Raw genomic sequence first — 19,318 nt, 5'->3', positions numbered from 1 at the left:
TTGCACGAAACGGAACCCCCGGTCACCCGTGGGACACGTCTCCTGCCGAGATCGTGCGGAAGGAGCCGTCGGCTAGGCGCAGGAGAATGCGGCCATGGGGATCGATGTCTTCGAAAAGCCCGGAGGCCGCGCCCTGGCCCGAACCGATGGCGATACTCTGCCCGATCCGCCAGGCCCTGGCCTTGAACCGGCTGCGGAGGGCGGCGGAGCCGTTCTCCTGGGCGAACGCCATCGACTGCAAGAGCTTCTCTGCCAGCATGTCACCAAAGGCGGCTTCATCCGGTGCGCTATCCTTCGAGAACACCGCCGCCGCCGGAAAGCGTGCTTCGCGAGGCGGCTGCACCAAGTTCACGCCGATGCCGATAACGAAAGCTATCTCCTCGCTCTTTGAAACCATCTCGGCCAGGATGCCTGCCACCTTGCGCTCAGCCAGAAGCACGTCGTTCGGCCATTTGACCTGAAGGTCCGCTTCGCTCGCGCCGAAGTGCTGCAGCGCCTCGATCACCGACAGCCCGCTCAGAAGCGAGGCGAGGCCCGGTTCGTCTTTGAGAAGCTGCGGAGGCGTCAGGGCGAAGGACCCGGCGAAGTTGCCCTTGGGGTGGCTCCAGCTACGCCCCTCCCTACCCCTTCCGGCGGTCTGCTCGGCGGTGCTGACGAGGAAGGGCGGCACAAGGCCTTCGCCCAGCCGCCGCTTCGCCTCGTCATTGGTGGAGCCGCAGGAGGCGAGGCGGAGATGCCTCACCCGCCGACGACGGCTGGGAAGAGCGCGCGCGCTGCCACAGCGGCGGCGCCCGCGATCGGGCCGACGAGGAAGATCGTGCCCAAGGTCACCAGGATGGCGGAACCGGAGGCAGTCATCCTCACGGATGCGTCCTGGTCGGTGACGAACTCAGGGGTGGGCTCGGCGAACCAGATCGTTCTGATCACGGAGAGGTAGTAGAAGGTGGCGATCACGGAGGTCACCACTGCCACCACCGCGAGGATGATCAGCCCCGCATCCACCGCCGCCGTGAAGACGAAGAACTTGGCGAAGAAGCCGATGAAGGGGGGTATGCCCGCCAGCGAGATGAAGAGGATGCTGAACGCGATGGCGAGCGCCGGTCTCGTCTGGGACAGGCCGGAGAGGTCGGTGATGTTCTCGGCCATCCCCTCGGGACGGCGCATCATCAGGATGCAGGCGAAGGTGCCGAGGGTCATCAGCATGTAGATGAGCATGTAGCTCGCCATCGAGGAGATGCCGGTCTCGGTGCCCGCGGCAAGGCCGATCAGCGCGTAGCCCATATGGCCGATGGAGGAGTAGGCCATCAGCCGCTTGATGTTGGTCTGAACGAGGGCACTCAGCGCACCGACGATCATCGAGGCGGCGGAGATGATCCAGATCACCGGTTGCCACTGGTCGATGAGGCCGGGGAAGGCCTGGACCAGGAAGCGGCCGAAGAGGAACATACCTGCAAGCTTCGGTGCCGCTGCCATGAAGGCAGTCACCGGTGTCGGCGAGCCTTCATAGACGTCAGGCGTCCACATATGGAACGGCGCGGCCGAGACCTTGAACGCCAAAGCCGATACGAAGAAGATCAGCCCGAAGGTGAGGCCTACGGGGCTGTCCGTGACGATGCTAGAGGCGGCGATATCGGCGAACTGGGTCGAGCCCGTGAAACCGTAGATCAGCGAGGCGCCGTAGAGGAGGAAGCCCGAGCTCAGCGCACCGAGCACGAAGTATTTGAGACCCGCCTCGGTGGACCGCTTCGAGTCGCGGTTCAGCGTCGCCATGATGTAGACGCAGAGGGACTGCAGCTCGACGCCTAGGTAGACGGCGATGAGGTCCGTCGCGGAAACCATCAGCCCCATGCCGATGGAGCTGAGCAGCACCAGGACGACATATTCAGGTCGCAGGAGCTTCTCGCGACGGAAGAATCCATTGGAGAGAAGGAGGGCCAGGCCCGCCGTCACGAAGATGGCGATGCGGCCGAAGCGGGCGAACTCGTCCGTGGCGAAGGCGCCGCCGAAGATGACGAAGCCTTCCTCCGGGCTGCGCACCAAGAGCGCCGCACCCAAGAGCGACAGCGCGGCTACGAAGCTCAGCTCGCGGGTGATGTCGCGCTTGATCAGGGCGCCTACGATCAGGAGCACCATGGCGACGATGGAGAGAAGAAGCTCCGGCAGGAGGAGCTGAACGTCGGCGAAAGGCTGGATCATTCCGGCACCTCGTTCTCGGCCACCTCGACCTCGGTTGCCCGCTCGGCGTTGCGGCGCTCGGCAGCGGCCAGGACTTCCGCGCTGATGCTTCTGGTGGGCACGGCGAAGACGTCGAGGGTGGGGGTCGGGCGGACGCCCAGGTAAAGGGTCATGAAGCCAAGCACGGCGAGAAGGCCGAGCTCACGGCGGCTGAGGTCCGGCATGGTCGCCTCGCCCGTGGGCTGATCGAATACGACCTCCCTGTAGAGCCGCAGACCGTAAGCCGCCGACAGGATCATGCCGAGAGCGGCGAGCGCTGCGACCCAGGTGTTGATCTGGAAGGCGCCGATCATGGTCAGGATCTCGCCGATGAAGCCCGACAGCCCCGGCAGGCCGACATTGGCCATGGAGAAGAACAGGAAGAAGAAGGCGAAGACCTTCATCGACTTGGCGAGGCCCCCAAAGGCCGCGATCGAGCGGGTGTGCCGCCGCTCATAGAGGATGCCCACACAGAGGAAGAGCGCGCCGGAGATGAAGCCGTGGCTCAGCATCTGGAACATGGCGCCGTCGATGCCCTGCTGGGTGCCGGTGAAGAGGCCCATGGTGACGAAGCCCATATGCGCCACCGAGGAGTAGGCGATGAGCTTCTTCATGTCCTCCTGGGCGAAGGCCACGAGGGAGGTATAGACGATGGCGATGACGCTCAGCGCGAAGACGAGCCCCGAGAAGGCGACGCTGGCATCGGGGAACATGGGCAGGCTGAAGCGGATGAAGCCGTAGCCGCCCATCTTGAGGAGGATCGCCGCCAGCACGATGGAGCCCCCCGTCGGCGCCTGAACGTGCGCGTCGGGCAGCCAGGTGTGCACCGGCCACATGGGCATCTTGACCGCGAAGCTGACGAAGAAGGCGAGCCACAGCCAGCGCTGCGCCTCCACGCCGAAATCCGTCTGCAGCAGCGTCGGCACATCCGTCGTGCCCACCGTCAGCCAGATATAGACGATGGCGATCAGCATCAGGAGCGAGCCGAGCAGCGTGTAGAGGAAGAACTTGAACGCGGCATAGACGCGGTTCGACACCGTCCGCCCGAAGAGCTCTCGCGTGCCGGGGCTGCCCCAGATGCCGATGATCAGGAACATCGGGATCAGCGAGGCCTCGAAGAAGACGTAGAAGAGGACGAGGTCGAGCGAGGTGAAGACGCCCATGATCGTTGTCTCGAGGATCAGGAAGGCGATCATGTAGTCGCTGACGCGGGCCTTGATCGAGGTCCAGCTCGCCAGGATGCAGACTGGCATGATGAAGGCCGTCAGAAAGACGAACAGGATCGAGATGCCGTCCACGCCGAGCTTGTAGGTGATGCCGTCGCCGATCCAGCTCATCTGCTCGACGAGTTGGAAGCCCTCCTGGGTCTGATCGAAAACGCCGTAATAGATGAAGAGGGTCGCCGCGAAGACCACGCCGGTGGTGAGAAGCGCGACGCGCCGCGCGGCATCGGCGAGGGACGCCTCGTCCGTGTTCGGCGCGATGGCGCGGCGGATGGCGATCGCCCCCGCCCCGATCAGCGGCAGGAAGGTGAGGAAGGAGAGCCAGGGGATGGCGCTGGTGCTTTCAGGCATCAGGAGACGACCAGGAGTAGGATGACGACGCCGAGGAGCATCACGAAGGCGTAGTGGAAGACGAAGCCGGTCTGCACACCGACGGTTCTCTTGGCGCTGGCGCTCATCAGGCGGGCGAGGCCGTTGGGGCCGCCGCCGTCGATGGTGCTCTCATCGCCGCGCTTCCACAGGAACCGGCCCACGAGCCGTGCGGGCTCCTGGAACAGGATCTGGTAGAGCCGATCGATATACCAGCGGTTCTTGAGGAACTCGTAGACGATGCCGCCGGGACGGATGAGACCGGGCCGTAGGGGATCGCGCTTGCCCCGGCCATACTGGAACCAGGCCAGGACGAGGCCGATCGTGCCCGCGGCCAACGGCGCCACCAGCACCCAGGCGGGGAAGTGGTGCTCGCCGCCATGGGCGTCGTCTGAGGCATAGGCTTCGTCGCCGTAGGCTTCCTCGGCAGGTGCCTCGTCCGCATCGGCATAGGCGGCGATGCCGGTCTCCTCATAGGTGGCAGCGCCGTGGTCGTCCGTCCCGTGATCGTCACCGGCATGGCTATCCCCGCCATGGTCCTCGGAGGCGAGGTGGATCGAGCCGCCCCAGAACTTCTCCGCGCCGTAGCCGACAAAGGGCTTGTAGAACGCCATGCCCGCGACCACCGCGCCGATGGCCAGGGGTGCCAGCGGCCACAGCATCACGCCGGGTACGTCGTGGGGATGCTTGCGCACCTCGGCTGGTGCCCGCCACTCACCGCCGAAGGTGAGGAAGATGAGCCGCCAGGAGTAGAAGCCGGTGAGGATCGCCGCGATCAGACCGCCGACAAAGGCCGCGCCCGCAAAGGCCGCCCCGCCCTCGATGCCGCCATAAGCGGTCTCCAGGATCACGTCCTTCGAGACGAAGCCCGCAAAGCCGAAGGGCACGGGTAGAATATCGGGGTAGAGGAACGGGATGCCCACCCCGGTGATCGCCAGCGTGCCGAGCATCATGGCGAAGAAGGTCGCCGGCATCTGCCGCGCGAGCCCGCCCATGTTGCGCATGTCCTGCTCATGGTGGCTGAAATGGATTACCGCGCCCGCGCCGAGGAACAGAAGCGCTTTGAAGGCGGCGTGGGTGGTGAGGTGGAACATCGCCGCGCCGTAGCCGCCTACGCCTGCCGCGAAGAACATGTAGCCGAGCTGGCTGGCCGTCGAATAGGCGATGACCCGTTTGATGTCGGTCTGCACGAGGCCCACCGTCGCCGCGAACAGCGCCGTGATCAGGCCGATCACCGTGATGATCGCCGAGGCCACCGGCGCGGCAGCGTAAAGGTCCGACATGCGGCAGACGAGGAAGACCCCCGCCGTGACCATGGTGGCCGCGTGGATCAGGGCGGAGACCGGCGTCGGACCCTCCATCGCGTCGGGCAGCCAGGTGTGCAGCAGGAACTGCGCCGACTTGCCCATGGCGCCGATGAAGAGGAGCACGCCCACGATCTCGATGGCCGGGTAGGTGCGGTCGAGGAACTGGATCTTCAGCTCCGACAGAGGCACGGCGGTCTGGCTGAAGAAGGGCTGCACCAGGCCGTCATTGCGCACGATGTCGAGGATCGGGTCGAACTCGACGGAGCCGAAGACGAAGAAGCAGGCCATGATGCCGAGGCCGAGGCCCACATCCCCTACCCTGTTGACCACAAAGGCCTTGATGGCCGCGTCGTTGGCCGACTTCTTGTGGTGCCAGAAGCCGATGAGGAGGTAGCTCGCGAGGCCCACGCCCTCCCAGCCGAAGAAGAGCTGGATGAGGTTGTCCGCAGTCACCAGCGCCAGCATGGCGAAGGTGAAGAGCGACAGGTAGGCGAAGAAGCGGGGCCTGGACGGGTCCTCCTCCATATAGCCGATGGAGTAGCAGTGGACGAGCGCCGAGACGGTCGTGATGACGATCATCATCACCGCCGACAGCGTATCGACACGCACGGCCCAGTTGGCCTGGAGGCTGCCCGAGCGGATCCACTCGAAGAGGATGTACGTCCTTTCGCCGTCGCCGAAGCCCACCTGGAAGAAGGTAATCCAGGCGAAAAGTGCTGCGAGGCCGACGAGGCTGGTGGTCAAGATTTCGGCGGCGCGGGCACTGGCCAGGCGGCCTACTGACATGGCCGCCATGGCACCGAAAAGCGGCAGGAGAACGATGAGTTGTTGTAGCACGGGCCTAGTTCCTCATCGTGTTGGCGGAGGTCACGGCGATGTCGCCGCGGTTCCTGAAGAAGGTGACGAGGATGGCAAGGCCGATGGCGGCTTCCGCGGCGGCCACGGTCAGGACCATGAAGGCGAAGACCTGGCCGACAAGGTCCTGAAGGAACATCGAGAAGGCCACGAAGTTGATGTTCACGGCGAGGAGCATGAGCTCGATCGACATCAGGATGATGATGACGTTCTTGCGGTTGAGGAAGATGCCCGCGACGCCGATGGCGAAGAGAATGCCTGCGACCGTGAGATAGGCACCGAGGCTCGGGCCTGCGACGAGTTCGTTCTCCATCGGTTCAGATCCCCCGTCCGGTGGGCACGGAGACCACCTCGACCGCATCCTCGCGGCGGCGCCCGACCTGCTTGCCCACATCCTGCACCTTGATGCCCCGCCGCTCGCGGAAGGTCAGGGTGATGGCGCCGATCATGGCGACCAGGAGGATCAGCCCGGCGATCTGGAAGAAGTGCACGTAGCGGGTGTAGAGCACCATGCCGAGCTGCTCGGCATTGCCGACCTCCGCGTCGGTGACTGTGCGGATCACCTCCGTCGGGGCCTGCCTCGCGGCCAGCGCCTCGTCGGGGATCTGCCAGTTGGCGACCATCAGGCCGATCTGCACCACCAGCGCCACCGCCACGAGACCGCCCAGCGGCGCGTAGCGCATGTAGTCGGCGCGCAGCTCGGCGAAATCGACGTCGAGCATCATCACGACGAACAGGAACAGGACCGCGACCGCGCCGACATAGACGACGACCAGGAGGAAGGCGAGGTACTCGGCACCCATCAGCACGAACAGCCCGGCCGTCGAGATGAAGGCGAGGATCAGCATCAGCACCGAGTGCACGGGGTTCTTGGCGAGGATCACGCCCAGACCGCTCACCACGGTGAAGACGGCGAACACGATGAAGGAGATGTCGGCAAAGCCCATCGGCGACCCTTCGGATTGGGAATGGGCGCAGCACGCACGGCGCGCCCGAAAGATTTCCGGCGCGGCTAGCGCAAACCATGGGGGAGGGAAAGCCCCCGCCGCCCGGTTTCAGGTGCGGCGGGTGGCGCCGACCCAGAGCGCTGACCTTCGGTGGCAAGGCTTCGTGCTCGAGGGCCGTTTCGCACCGGCCTCGCTACGAACGGAGGGTAGGGTTTGGCACTGGACGGTTCCCCTACAGCAAGCTTCCCACGGCGCAGCGCAGCGAAGACCGTGGGACCCATCACCTGAAGGCCGAACGAGAAAGCACCCGCAGGAGATGGGCACCACGGTCTTCGCCGTGGTGAGCGTTAGAAGGAAGAGTGAGCGCTAGAGAAAGAGCGTTGCAACAAGGACCAACCCGTAGGACAGCTCCTCCAGGAAGGGGGAGGAACCAAGCAACCACCCTAACCCGCTGAGAACGCGAGCGAAGCGAAAGCGAAGTCGAGCCGGCGCTCAAGTAGCGAGCGCGAGCGAGCGGTAGCGCCAACTAAATTAGTGCACGCGCTCGACGCACATGGCGACGCCCATGCCGCCGCCGATGCACAGGGTGGCGAGGCCCTTGTCCTGCTCGCGGCGCTTCAGCTCGTAGAGGAGCGTGGTGAGGATGCGGGCGCCGGAGGCGCCGATGGGGTGGCCAAGGGCGATGGCGCCGCCATTGACGTTGACCTTCTCGGCGTCCCAGCCGAGCTCCTTGCCGACCGAGAGGGCCTGGGCGGCGAAAGCCTCGTTGGCCTCGATCAGGTCGAGATCGGCAAGCTGCCAGCCCGCTTTCTCGAGCGCGAGCCGCGAGGCGGGCGCCGGGCCGATACCCATGATGGAGGGGTCGACGCCGCAATGGGCGAAGCTCTTGATGCGGGCGAGCGGGGTGACGCCCCTGGCTTCTGCCTCGTCCATGCTCATCAGGACCAGCGCGGCCGCGCCGTCATTGAGGCCCGAGGCGTTGCCTGCCGTCACCGAGCCCTCTTTGGCGAAGGCGGGACGCAGACCGCCAAGCTTCTCCGCCGTGGTGCCGCCGCGGATATACTCGTCCTTGTCGAAGGTGATGTCGCCCTTGCGGTTCTTAATGGTCACCGCCGTGATCTCGTCGTCGAAGCGCCCGGCTTCCTGGGCAGCGGCGGCTTTCTGCTGGGAGCCAGCGGCAAAGGCGTCCTGGTCGTCGCGGGAGATCTGGTACTTCTCCGCCAGGTTCTCGGCGGTCTGGCCCATATGGTAGTTGTTGAAGGCGTCCCAGAGGCCGTCGACGATCATGGTGTCGACCATGGTGACGGGGCCCATCTTCTGGCCCTCGCGCAGGGTTTGGGCGTGGGGCGAGGCGGACATGTTCTCCTGGCCACCGACCACGACGACCTTGCCGTCGCCGTTCCTGATCACCTGGGCACCGAGCATCGCCGCGCGAAGGCCGGAGCCGCAGACCTGGTTGATGGTCATGGCCGGGCGCTCCTGAGGAATGCCTGCGTTCATCGAGGCCTGGCGCGCCGGGTTCTGGCCGAGGCCAGCCGTCAGCACGTTGCCCATGATGACCTCGTCGACGTTCTCGCCCTGCACACCGGCCTGCTCCATGGCGGCCTCGATGGCAGCGCGGCCGAGCTCGGGGGCGCTGACCGGCGTGAGCGTGCCGCCGAAGCTGCCGATGGCCGTCCTCTTGGCGCTCGCAATCACAACATCCTGGCTCATGAACTTCTCCTTTATTCTGCAGTGGCACAACGCGGGTGCAGCAACTGAGATGGGCTAGCGGGCTTTCCCTGGCCCGCCCACTAGGTTACTGCCTAAGGGAACGGACCAGGAAGGCGCACGATATGGCTCTCGAACAACCTAGCCCGGCAGAAGGCAAGCCCGACGCGCAGGAGACCGAGAGCATCGTCATCAAGAAGTACGCGAACCGGCGGCTCTACAACACCAAGACCTCCACCTACGTCACCTTGGAGACCCTCGCGGGCATGGTCCGCGCCGGGGAGGAGTTCGTGGTGGTGGACGCCAAGTCCGGCGACGACCTGACCCGCGCGGTGCTCGCCCAGATCATCTTCGAGCAGGAGACCAAGGGGCAGAACCTCCTCCCCGTCCGCTTCCTGCGTCAGCTCATCGGCCTCTACGGCGACAACCTGCAGAGCTTCGTGCCGAGCTATCTCGAGGCCTCCATGGAGGCGTTCCGCAAGAACCAGGAGAGCATGCGCCAGTCGCTCTCCGAAGCCTTCGCGACCCCGGCGGGCGGGATGCAGATCTTCGAGAACGCGGCGCGGCAGAACATGGCGCTGTTCGAGCAGGGCATGGCCATGTTCGGTCTCAAACCGCCCCAGCACGGCGGCGGCGCGGCGGCGAAGGAAGGCGAGGTCGAAGCCCTGCGGGCCGAGATCGAGCGGCTGAAGGAAGAGCTGGCCAAGAAGGGCTGAGGCTTATCGCTCTAAAACAACTAAATGGTCCGAAGTGAGCAAGCTCATTCCACTCTTCGTGCAATATCATAGATTTAATGCAAGTATACTGACAACTGTACTTGTTGCAGCTCTTTTTACTGCCTCTTGCTCGACCACGGCTAACGTCGAAAGCGATGACCCTACCACTACCGAAACTTGGATACCCTCGCTCAACTTACAGGGCGAATGGGACAACAGTTTCGGCGGCACGATCAAGTTCGGCTCCAGTTTCTTATCGATTCCACGAGCTGATATCGTGCTCGAAATTTACAAAGTCCGAGACCTCACGGCGGAAGAACTTCAAAACCACCGTTTTTCAAGATACGATGACTATGCTTTAGATCTTTACTTCTCTTCTCATAACAACCGATATGTTCTGGGCGGAGGTATCTACTTCAACTACAGTCATGGTAGTAGGTTTAACTATGTTGATAGTGGTGCTATCTATAGACTAAGAGAACCACAGGACGTAAGGGTGCCAACTCATGCTGCTGATACGCCCCCCTACATCAACAGATTGTCTTACCCCGTACTACATGATGTAGTTATCGTTCGTAAGACTTGGAATGGGCTACCGTCTAAAGCGAATAGGCAGGGTAAGATACGAGAGGCTCCCGAAATCGATGCGCCTATCGAGCGGATTCATGTCTATCGATGTCCAGAACCTGCACCAAAGCAAATCAACTTTGGAAAAGTGAAGTGTGGCTATGAAGCCTATGAACGTTTCCAAGAAGGAGCTTCCAAACCACGGGGTTGGGTGGACCCAAGCTGAAGCTTCGCGTCGGTCTAGCCTCGCTTTAGAAGAAGCTTCAGCTTGCGGAAGCTGAAGCTGGTCCAGAGGAGACCGCGCAGCAGGCTCAAAAACCCCTTCGGGTAGACGCCCTTGAAGTGGGTGTCGAAGTAGAGGTTCATCGACTGCTTCTTGCGTTTCTCCACGAAGAGCGGGTCCACTTGGCTCGAGCTCTTGTGGTGCACCACCCCGACCTCAGGCACGGCGATGGCCAGCCCTCCAAGCTTGTTCAGCCTCAAGAAGAAATCGATATCCTCCACATGGAGGAAGAAGCGCTGGTCCATGCCGCCGAGCTCGTCCCAGGTTCCGCGAGGAACCAGAAAACAGGCGCCCGACAGGCACGGCACCACCGTGCTCCTCTGGAGGGGCGGCGCCTCGTGATCGTTGAAGCGGCGGAAGGCCGGGTGCTGCGGGGCGAGTTTCCAGAGCTTCGTGGCCTCGACGAAGGCGTTCCACGGCGTGAGGATCTGACGGCGTGAGCCCTGCTGCTCGGTGCCGTCAGGGTTCAGAAGAACCGGCCCCGTCACCCAATGCTCCGCCCCCGAACCTTCGCCGGCTTCGGCGAGTTTGACGGCGGCGCCTTCAGGCAGAAGGGCGTCGGGGTTGAGAAACAGGCAGTACCGGCCCCTCGCATGGGCCGCACCCAGATTGCAGGCCGCGGCGAAGCCGACATTGCCCTGCCCACGCAGGACGGTGAGACGTTCTTCGGCGGAGGCGAGGGCGTCGAGCCTCTCCTCATCCATTGCGGGGTTCCCGTTATCCACGAGAAGCACATCCCCCACCCCGTCCTGGCCGAGCGCGGTCTCGATGGAGGAGAACAGGACCCCACCGGTCATGTAGCTGACGATGATGACCGAGATCACGGCAGGGACCTCGCTTGAAGCATGATGCTCATGGTGCTGAAGGCGATGCCGCACCAGACATGTATGCTGTAAAGGTCCATATGGCTGAGCGCGTAGACGAGGGTGATGGCAAGGAGGCCGGCAATGGCCGTCTCCGTCCGGCTGCTGAGCTTCGCCTTCCAGATCGCACGGAACACGAAGGCGCCGCCCGCAACGAAGAGGAGGTAGCCCACCAGGCCGAACTCGTAGAGGAACTGAACGAAGATGTTGTGCGCGTGGGAGGAGACGGTCTTCACCTCCATGCCGCTCGCCAGGGTCACGGTCGCGGCGCTCTCGGTCAGGGCGTAGACGGATCGCACCCCCTCACCGAACAGCATATTGCCCTCCTGCCATAGGTCCATCAGGGTCCTGCCGATCAGCAGCCGGTGGGCTGCGCTGTCGAGGATCGGGAGACTGACGATCACCTCAGGCGGAGGCGAGAACATGAGGTAGAAAAGCGGCGTCAGGACCGCGAACACGCCGAGCGCGGCAGCCATGCCGAGCGGCCAGCGTCTCCTTCCGGCGGCGCACAGCATGGTGATAAGACCCGCCGCGAAGGCAAGCGCGTTGACGACCATGATCGAGAGCACCCCCCCGGCTCCCGCTATCAGAGCCGTCGCCCAGAACGGCCATGGCAGGCGGGTCCGACCGGAAAGCCACAGCATGGCGGGCGGGAGGAGGATCAGCGCCAGGGCAAAGCCGTGGCCCGTATCCGACATGTCGCGCACCGGCTCCTGCTCCGGCGGCAGGCTCTGACGGATCAGGCTCCCCGTCGCTCCCTCGAAGGCCAGGAGGAGAAGGCCGATCAGCGTACCGATGGAGAGCAGCCTGGGGACGTCCCCCTGCCCGCTGGCCTCCCTCGGCATGGATGCTGCGGACAGAGTGATCCCCGCGACGAAGACCAGAACGTAGAGCTCGACGATCGCTTCATCGCCGCCTTTCCCGCTCGTCCAAGCCAGCGAAGCGGTGGCCAGCAGCAGGCAGATCGTCAGCAAACGGCCCGGCGCGGTGCGCGTCACCAGCTCGATCAGCCTCGCTCCGCCCGACCTGAAATGCACCACCAGCCAGGGCAGGACGGCGATCAGATAGACCGCCCACATGTTCCGAAACGACAGGACGAGAACCAGCGGCAGCAATGCCGCCGCGATGAGCGCCGCACCCTTCTTCGCGACAGCCATCAGCGCAGGTCGGGCGCCGTCGCTTCTTCCAGAAGGCTCGCCTTGATGTCGTCGAGGCTCACCGTACGGGTCTCCTTCGAACCGAGGCGGCGGACGGAGACGGTACGCTCCTCCGCCTCGCGGGCGCCGCAGACGAGGATCGCCGGAACTTTGGCGTTGGAGTGCTCACGGACCTTGTAGTTGATCTTCTCGTTGCGCAGATCCGCCTTCACCCGGAGGCCCGCTGCTTCGAGGGTGTCGGCCACCTCCTGAGCGTAGCCGTCGGCATCCGACGTGATCGTCGTCACCACAGCCTGGGTCGGCGCGAGCCAGAGCGGCATCCGGCCCGCATGGTTCTCGATCAGGATGCCGAGGAAGCGCTCCATGGAGCCGAGGATCGCCCGATGCAGCATGACGGGGCGCTTCTTCGAGCCGTCCTCGTCCACATAGGACGCACCCAGACGCTCGGGCAGAAGCGGGTCGAGCTGCAGCGTGCCGCACTGCCAGGACCGGCCGATGGCGTCACGGAGGTGGTATTCCAGCTTGGGCGCGTAGAAGGCGCCCTCGCCTGCCAGCACTTCGTATTCGAGGCCCGCTTCGGTCAGGGCGTCGGCCAGGACCTTCTCCATGCGGTCCCACTCTTCATCCGTGCCGATACGCATTTCGGGGCGGGTCGCCAGCGCGATGCGGACGTCTTCGAAGCCTAAGTCTTCGTAGACGGAGGATGCGAGGGCGCAGAACTTCTTCGTCTCCTCGGCGATCTGGTCCCAGCGGCAGAAGATATGCGCGTCGTCCTGGGTGAACTGACGCACCCGCATGATACCGTGGAGCGCCCCGTGAGGCTCGTTACGGTGGCAGCAGCCGAACTCGGCCATGCGCAGGGGCAGGTCTCGGTAGGACTTGATGCCCTGGTTGAAGACCTGAACGTGGGCGGGGCAGTTCATGGGCTTGATGGCCATCAGTTTGGCTTCGGGATCGAAGACCGCGCCGTCGCTGACCGTGTCCGGAACATCGTCGGGGACCACGAACATGTTCTGGGAGTACTTGCCCCAGTGACCCGACTTCTCCCACAGCTTCGCATCGATGAGCTGCGGGGTCTTGACCTCCACATAGCCGTATTTGCTCAGCTTACGGCGGATATAGGCCTCGAGCTCCAGCCACATGGTATAGCCGTTCGGGTGCCAGAAAACAGAGCCGTGCGCCTCTTCTTGGAGGTGGAAGAGGTCCATCTCGCGCCCCAGCTTGCGGTGGTCGCGCTTCTCGGCCTCCTCCAGACGGTGGAGGTACTGCTTCAGTTCTTTCTCGTTCGTCCAGGCCGTGCCGTAGACCCGCTGAAGCACAGCGTTGCGGTGATCGCCGCGCCAATAGGCACCGGCCAGCTTCATCAGCTTGAACGCCTTGCCGATATGCTTCGTAGACGGAAGGTGCGGCCCGCGGCAGAGATCGTACCATTCGCCGTGGTGGTAGACCTTAATCTCCTCGTCCTCGGGCAGGTCCTTGATTAGCTCGGCTTTATAGTGCTCGCCCAGCGCCTCGAAGCGGGCGATGGCTTCCGCGCGGGGCCAGACCTCTTTCCGCGTCGGAAGGTCCGCATCGACGAGCTCCTGCATCTTACGCTCGATGCGCTCGAAATCCTCCGTGGAGAAAGGTTCTTCGCGGGCGAAGTCGTAATAGAAGCCGTCCTCGATCACCGGGCCGATGGTGACTTGGGTGTCGGGGTAGAGCGCCTGCACTGCCTGGGCGAGAAGGTGCGCCGCGTCGTGGCGGATGAGGTCCAGGCCCTCGGGGTCGTCGCGGGTGACGATCGCGGCGGCGGCGTCCTCTTCGGTCTTGTGGTCGAGGTCGTAAAGCTCGCCATCCACCTTCCAGGCCACGGCCTTCTTGGCCAGCGACTTGGAGATGTCGGCGGCGAGCTCCGCGCCGGAAACGGGCTCTGCGAACTGGCGCTCGGCGCCGTCGGGCAAGGTGATGGTGGGCATGGGACCGAACTTCGTTGTCGTTGGAGGGCACTGTGTGCGCCGGGGCTTTCCCTGACGTCAAGCCGCGGCTTGCGTCTTCCTGGCTTCGAGCCGCCGGTCGACTGCCTCCCGCTCCTCCTGCGTCAGGAGTTTGGGCTCGGGGTGCTCACCGTTCGGGCCGAAGAGAGGGTGCGGTCCCTTCTCGCCGCGCAGCTTGGCACCGAAAGCGCGGGCCAGGGCGGCGAAGGCGAGTTTTGGAAAGCTCGCCTTCTTCTCATCCACCTCGCCCCAGGCCTCCTGTTTGAACAGCGCTCCGGCGAAAGGGGGGTAGGCCGCTTCGGCTCCTTCGCGGAAGTTGCGCACGTTGACGCCGAGGATCGGCACGGACGGGGTAGGGGCCGTGAAGACCAGAGGAGTATCGCAGCAGCCTGCATACCAGCGATAGGCCTGCTTCTCGGTCACCCGCATGATCTTGAGCTGGTCACGGCCGCTGAGGAGCTTCAGCCTGGAGGGCAGGGTCTGGTAGATGGTGGTGCCGCCCTTGTCGTTGAGTGCCGTGTCCGCCTTGCCCAGCGCTTCGGAGAACGCCTGGCAGTCGGTGCAGTAGCAGGTGGCGAGGCTCGCCTTCTCGGGATCGGCGTTCTCGATGCGTCCTGTCACCTGGCCGCAGGCGCAGGATAGGTCGATATGCATGTCCGTTCTCCTCGAAGCTCCTCGATGAGCTATGCCAGGGGGCAGCGCAGCTCAACGTGCGGCTGCAGGCTCAGGTACTGGGTCGTAGCCCCACGTGCCCCCAGGTCTGCAGTTCAGCACCCGTTTTGCCGTCAAGGCGGTGGCTCTGACCGGCGGATGCTTAGCGTAGGCCTCCAGCGCGTAGGCCGAGCAGGTGGGCTCGTGGCGGCAGCGGACGCCGCAGAGGTGGAGGAAGGGGCTGAAGCTGTAGCGGTAGGCGAGGATGGCCGTGCGGGCGGCGGTGGTTGCTAAGCCCCTCTCCCCAAACTGCCTCGCAGTTTGGACCTCTCCCGAAGGAGAGGTTTCCGTCTCTCCCTGGGGAGAGACCGGCATCTTCGATGCCGAGAGAGGGGACATCTTACGCTGCACTCTTCGCCTCTGCCTCGTCCAAGGCGTCCACCACCGCGCCGAAAATCAATAGCGTCGAAGCATGCCGGGCCGGATAGGCCTCGATCGGCTGCAGCGCGGCGAGAGGCGCGAACCGTCCCCCTGGCGGGGGGCCGTCCTGGCGCAGCATGGCCTCCATGACGGGCTGGAGCGCGCGCAGCTCATCGGCGCTCGAGCCGTTCAAGGTTTCGGAGAGAAGCGACGTGGATGCCTGGCCCAAAGCGCAGGCCTTCACCCTCAGCGCATGGTCCACGACCACGCCGTTCTCGACGAGAAGGTCCACCTCCACCTCGGACCCGCAGACCTTGGAACTGCGTCTGCCCGTGCCCGAGGGTGCATCGAGGCGCGAGGCGGCGGGCAGGTTCCCGGCGGCTTCGAGCAGGCGGCCTGTGTAGAGATCGTCCATTCTGGTCAGATAGTCCGCCTCAAGCGCGAACGGAAGCTCTCCGCTCGCCCCTGACGAGGGTCAGCCCGATACCGCCGAGGACTAGGGCCGAGGACAGCGTCAGTTTCAGGGTGATCGGCTCGGCGATCAGCGCGGCGCCGCCAAGGGCCGCGAGCACCGGCACGGAAAGCTGCGCGACCGAGGCCTGGACCGTGCCGAGGCTTCTGAGCGCGGCGTACCAGACGAGGTAGCCTGCGCCGGACGCAAGCGCTCCCGAGAGCAGCGCGAGGGCGATGCCCTCGCCCGTCCACTCGCCAAAGCCTGACGTGCTGGCCTTGACCGCGAGAACCACGAGCGCCGGAAGGCTGGCCAGCGCGAAGTTGCGGGCGGTGGTCCCGGCGGGGTCGGTCGCACCCTTGCCCAGTAGCGTGTAGCCGCCCCAGGCGAGGCCGCTGACGGTCATCAGCGCCGCGCCCAACGGGTCTGGCGCCGACACCCCCGGCGCCAGGAGCCAGACCAGCCCCGCCCCGGCGACCATCAGGCCGAGCCAGCCGAAGAGGCCCGGCCGCTCACCCCTCATGAGGGCTGCGCCGAACATGGTCGCCTGCACCGCCCCGAACAGGATCAGCGCGCCGGTGGCCGCGGTGAGGCTGAGATAGGCGAGGGAGAACCCGCCTGCATAGATCAGCAGCGCCGCCGCACCGCGCAGCTTCTCCGGCGAGCGCGGAAACAACGGGCCGCTGCCCCGGCGCAGAAAAGGTAGGAGGACCAGCCCGCCCGCCGCGATACGCAGCGCGGTGAAGCCCAGCGGGTCGATGGAACCGTCCGCCAAAGCGAGCCTTGCCAGCACCGAGTTCGCGGCGAAGGCGACGAGCGCCAGGAGGGTGAAGAGAGCCTGACGGCTGAACATGATCGGCCTCGCCCTTCGCGCAGCAGCAGCCCTGCCCCCCTCTTCGCACGGTGGAGGAGGATGTTACATCCAAGCACGGTGAGGCGGGACAGTGGTCGGCGAAAGGTCGCGCAGGAAACGCGCTTTTCCCTTTGCAAGGCGGGGTGGAAAAGCGCACATTTCGGGATGACGCACCGTGGCGCCCGGACCCTTCGTCCGAAGCTCTGAGCCGGTTCACGGATCCGGCGGTGAAGAACTGTCATGGACCACACCCCGACCAGCGTGCCCGTCACCCTGCCCCCCTCCCCCATGCCGGGGATGCTCCACCCCCTGCCCAAACGCACCCGCAGCAGCTTCCGCTCGGGAAGCGGGTTCAGTACCGGACCGCTGAGGGGGGCGAAGCACTAAGCTTCGTCTCTTGCCCCCTCCCCCTCAGCCTGCCGGCAGCTCCCCCTCGGGAGGGGGAGCGAAGTAGAGAGCGAACGCTGGTGCTGCTTCCCTCCCCCACTGGTGGGGGAGGTGCCCGAAGGGCGGAGGGGGCCACTTGCGCTTGTGAGAGCCAAAGGCGCAGCCGTCCCCAACTCAACCCCGCCGCCAGGTCGTCCCCTCGGGTCCGTCCTCGAAGATGATGCCTTCGGAGTTGAGCTGGTCGCGGATGGCATCGGCGCGAGCGAAGTCCTTTGCCTTCCTTGCCTCGGCCCGTTCGGAGAGGAGCGCGTCGATGCGGGCGTCGTCGTCCGAGGCGCCGCCCTTGAACCATGCCTCCTCGGTCTCGCGTAGAAGGCCGAGGAGCTGCCCCCCCGCCAGCAAGGCCGCCTTGGCTTCAGCGCTGCCGCCCTGCGCCGCCTCGCGAAGCTCGTGCAGCGCGGCGAAGGCCTGCGGTGTATTGAGGTCGTCCTTCAGTGCCGCAAGAACACCTTCGGGCACCTCTCCGGGCTCCACATCGCCCGCCGCGCGGTAGAACTTGTCGAGCTGCGCCTTGGACGAAGCCAAGAGCTCCTCCGACCACTCCAGCGGCTGGCGGTACTGGGCTGAGAGAAGCGCCATGCGGATCACCTCGCCGTGCCAGTCCGCCAGAAGCTCGCCTGGGGTGACGATGTTGCCGAGGGACTTGGACATCTTGTCCTCCCCCATGCGCAGCATGCCGTTATGCATCCAGTGCCGGGCCAAGGGCACACCGCCCATGTCCGAGGCGCAGCAGGACTGGGCGATCTCGTTCTCGTGGTGGGGGAAGCGCAGGTCGAGGCCGCCTAGGTGGAGGTCGATCGGCCCGCCGAGCTGCGCCTCGATCATGGCCGAGCATTCGAGGTGCCAGCCTGGGCGGCCCTTGCCCTTGGTCTGCCAGCCAGGGGCGGCATCCCAGCCGGGCTCGCCCTCCTTGGCGGGCTTCCACAGGACGAAGTCGGCGGCGTCGCGCTTATACGGCGCGACCTCAACGCGGGCACCGGCGATGATGGCGTCCCGGTCCAGGCGCGAGAGGCCGCCATAGTCCTCGAACCTGTCCGTCGCGAAGAGGACGTGCCCCTCCGCCTCATAGGCATGGCCCGACGCCAGGAGCCGCGAGACCATTGCCTGCATCTCGGCGATATGCTCTGTGGCGCGGGGCATGAGGTCGGGCCTGGTGCAGCCCAGCGCGTCGAGGTCGGCGAGATAGGCCTTGGTTGCCTCCGCCGTGATCACCTCGATGCCAACGCCGCGCTCGTTCGCCGCCTTGATGATCTTGTCGTCGATATCGGTGAGGTTGCGGGCATAGGTGACTGCTTCCGCCCCATAGACCTCGCGCAGCAGCCGCACCATCTGGTCGGCCACCACCCCCGCCCGCGCATTGCCGATATGCGGCGCCGAGTAGACGGTGGGGCCGCAGCAATAGACCGTCACGGAGCTAGGATCGGCTGGCTCGAAAGGGACTTTCTCCCCCCTAAACGTCTCGGTGATTTGGACCTTGGTGCTCATCGGCTCCCTCTGCCGCTCCCGTGACCGGGACGCAACGCCGCGGGCGGGGCATTTGCAATCCTGACCAGAATACTCATGTTAAATCGGTGCCGCCCACTCCGGGAGTGAGGGAAAAGTGCGGCCTAACTCGGTGCCCTTCGTGGCCCCCGAACGATAGGACAGACCTTCCATGAGCGTCATTGCCTACGACGAAGCCGTGGCCCCCAGCCACGACGAGAACACCCACGTCTCCAGCCGCCCCTCCCGCCATGAGGCGGAGGAGGCCGTGCGGACGCTGATCCGCTGGGCAGGAGACGATCCGACCCGCGAGGGGCTGCTCGACACCCCGAAACGCGTGGCCAAGGCCTACGAAGAGTGGTTCGGCGGCTACCGCATCGATCCGGAAGCCGTGCTGGCCCGCGTCTTCGAGGAGGTGGAGGGCTATGACGACCTCGTGCTCCTCAAGGACATTCGCGTGGAGAGCACCTGCGAGCACCACATGGCGCCGATCATCGGCCGTGCCCACATCGCCTATCTGCCGGACAAGCGGGTCATCGGCATCTCCAAGCTGGCCCGCCTCGTCGATATCTACGGCAAGCGGATGCAGGTGCAGGAGAAGATGACGGCGCAGATCGCCGACACCCTTCAGAAGGTGCTGAAGCCTCAAGGCGTCGCCGTGATGATCGAAGCGGAGCACCAGTGCATGTCCACCCGCGGCGTGCACAAGCACGGCGTCGACACGGTGACCACCCGCTTCACCGGCGCCTTCAAGAACGACCCGAATATGGAGGAGCGCTTCTTGCGCCTCTGCGGGAAGTAGGGCTTGGAGCGATAGGCAAACAGAC

Annotated in this window: 19 protein-coding genes; 4 read left to right on the top strand and 15 right to left on the bottom strand. The window is 65.0% G+C overall.

Annotated features, from left to right (window positions below; all coding sequences use genetic code 11):
• Positions 1-22 precede the first annotated feature (22 nt).
• From NOG11_RS02715 to NOG11_RS02685, 7 genes are all read right to left on the bottom strand, one after another.
• Entirely contained in the window at positions 23-742 is a 720-nt protein-coding gene (locus NOG11_RS02715; RefSeq protein ID WP_256618094.1) for a biotin--[acetyl-CoA-carboxylase] ligase, read from the bottom strand.
• The gene (gene nuoN, locus NOG11_RS02710; protein WP_256618093.1) at positions 739-2,196 is read right to left on the bottom strand and encodes an NADH-quinone oxidoreductase subunit NuoN; all 1,458 of its coding nucleotides are present in this window, start codon (positions 2,194-2,196) and stop codon (positions 739-741) included. Before nuoN ends, NOG11_RS02715 begins: the two co-directional genes overlap by 4 nt.
• Positions 2,193-3,788, bottom strand: a complete 1,596-nt coding sequence (locus tag NOG11_RS02705; RefSeq protein WP_256618092.1) for an NADH-quinone oxidoreductase subunit M — start codon at positions 3,786-3,788, stop codon at positions 2,193-2,195. The genes nuoN and NOG11_RS02705 overlap by 4 nt, the downstream gene beginning before the upstream one ends.
• Complete coding sequence (gene nuoL, locus NOG11_RS02700) at positions 3,788-5,950, bottom strand: NADH-quinone oxidoreductase subunit L (protein WP_256618091.1); 2,163 nt, start codon at positions 5,948-5,950, stop codon at positions 3,788-3,790. Before nuoL ends, NOG11_RS02705 begins: the two co-directional genes overlap by 1 nt.
• A gap of 4 nt (positions 5,951-5,954) precedes the next feature.
• Positions 5,955-6,281, bottom strand: a complete 327-nt coding sequence (nuoK, locus tag NOG11_RS02695) for an NADH-quinone oxidoreductase subunit NuoK (protein WP_256618090.1) — start codon at positions 6,279-6,281, stop codon at positions 5,955-5,957.
• A gap of 4 nt (positions 6,282-6,285) precedes the next feature.
• Entirely contained in the window at positions 6,286-6,915 is a 630-nt protein-coding gene (locus NOG11_RS02690; protein WP_256618089.1) for an NADH-quinone oxidoreductase subunit J, read from the bottom strand.
• Between the two features lie 531 nt (positions 6,916-7,446).
• Positions 7,447-8,628: an acetyl-CoA C-acetyltransferase gene (locus tag NOG11_RS02685; RefSeq protein WP_256618088.1), complete on the bottom strand. Its 1,182-nt coding sequence runs from the start codon at positions 8,626-8,628 to the stop codon at positions 7,447-7,449.
• A gap of 122 nt (positions 8,629-8,750) precedes the next feature.
• Here NOG11_RS02685 and phaR point away from each other — a divergent pair, with 122 nt between their 5' ends.
• Both phaR and NOG11_RS02675 read left to right on the top strand, forming a co-directional pair.
• A complete protein-coding gene (gene phaR / locus NOG11_RS02680; RefSeq protein ID WP_256618087.1) occupies positions 8,751-9,341 on the top strand; it encodes a polyhydroxyalkanoate synthesis repressor PhaR in 591 nt (196 codons plus the stop codon).
• A gap of 34 nt (positions 9,342-9,375) precedes the next feature.
• A complete protein-coding gene (locus tag NOG11_RS02675; protein WP_256618086.1) occupies positions 9,376-10,134 on the top strand; it encodes a hypothetical protein in 759 nt (252 codons plus the stop codon).
• Between the two features lie 14 nt (positions 10,135-10,148).
• On the opposite strand, the gene NOG11_RS02670 is transcribed toward NOG11_RS02675, so the two are convergent.
• From NOG11_RS02670 to NOG11_RS02640, 7 genes are read right to left on the bottom strand one after another with little or no spacing between them, the layout of a single operon-like run.
• Positions 10,149-11,015, bottom strand: a complete 867-nt coding sequence (locus NOG11_RS02670) for a glycosyltransferase (protein ID WP_256618085.1) — start codon at positions 11,013-11,015, stop codon at positions 10,149-10,151.
• Complete coding sequence (locus NOG11_RS02665; protein ID WP_256618084.1) at positions 11,012-12,211, bottom strand: O-antigen ligase family protein; 1,200 nt, start codon at positions 12,209-12,211, stop codon at positions 11,012-11,014. Before NOG11_RS02665 ends, NOG11_RS02670 begins: the two co-directional genes overlap by 4 nt.
• Positions 12,211-14,169: a threonine--tRNA ligase gene (gene thrS, locus NOG11_RS02660; protein ID WP_256618083.1), complete on the bottom strand. Its 1,959-nt coding sequence runs from the start codon at positions 14,167-14,169 to the stop codon at positions 12,211-12,213. Before thrS ends, NOG11_RS02665 begins: the two co-directional genes overlap by 1 nt.
• 57 nt (positions 14,170-14,226) lie before the next feature.
• The gene (locus NOG11_RS02655) at positions 14,227-14,841 is read right to left on the bottom strand and encodes a DUF6151 family protein (protein ID WP_256618082.1); all 615 of its coding nucleotides are present in this window, start codon (positions 14,839-14,841) and stop codon (positions 14,227-14,229) included.
• Between the two features lie 51 nt (positions 14,842-14,892).
• Positions 14,893-15,237, bottom strand: a complete 345-nt coding sequence (yidD, locus tag NOG11_RS02650; protein WP_256618081.1) for a membrane protein insertion efficiency factor YidD — start codon at positions 15,235-15,237, stop codon at positions 14,893-14,895.
• 1 nt (position 15,238) lies between these two features.
• Complete coding sequence (locus tag NOG11_RS02645) at positions 15,239-15,673, bottom strand: iron-sulfur cluster assembly scaffold protein (protein ID WP_256618080.1); 435 nt, start codon at positions 15,671-15,673, stop codon at positions 15,239-15,241.
• Between the two features lie 19 nt (positions 15,674-15,692).
• Positions 15,693-16,562 (bottom strand): DMT family transporter, encoded by an 870-nt coding sequence (locus NOG11_RS02640; protein ID WP_256618079.1) that lies wholly within the window; start codon positions 16,560-16,562, stop codon positions 15,693-15,695.
• Positions 16,563-16,802: 240 nt separating this feature from the next.
• Here NOG11_RS02640 and NOG11_RS02635 point away from each other — a divergent pair, with 240 nt between their 5' ends.
• Positions 16,803-16,949, top strand: a complete 147-nt coding sequence (locus NOG11_RS02635) for a hypothetical protein (RefSeq protein ID WP_256618078.1) — start codon at positions 16,803-16,805, stop codon at positions 16,947-16,949.
• Between the two features lie 174 nt (positions 16,950-17,123).
• Here the strand turns inward: NOG11_RS02635 and cysS are convergent, their stop codons facing one another.
• Positions 17,124-18,494, bottom strand: a complete 1,371-nt coding sequence (gene cysS, locus NOG11_RS02630) for a cysteine--tRNA ligase (RefSeq protein WP_256618077.1) — start codon at positions 18,492-18,494, stop codon at positions 17,124-17,126.
• 169 nt (positions 18,495-18,663) lie between these two features.
• On the opposite strand from cysS, the gene folE reads away from it, so the two are divergent.
• Positions 18,664-19,293: a GTP cyclohydrolase I FolE gene (gene folE, locus NOG11_RS02625; RefSeq protein ID WP_256618076.1), complete on the top strand. Its 630-nt coding sequence runs from the start codon at positions 18,664-18,666 to the stop codon at positions 19,291-19,293.
• The last annotated feature ends 25 nt before the right edge of the window (positions 19,294-19,318 follow it).

It is taken from the genome of Parvularcula maris, assembly GCF_024505085.1.
Taxonomy (GTDB): Bacteria; Pseudomonadota; Alphaproteobacteria; order Caulobacterales; family Parvularculaceae; genus Parvularcula; species Parvularcula maris.
Note: the sequence above shows the minus strand (reverse complement) of the source record. Positions and strands in the feature narration are given on the sequence as shown.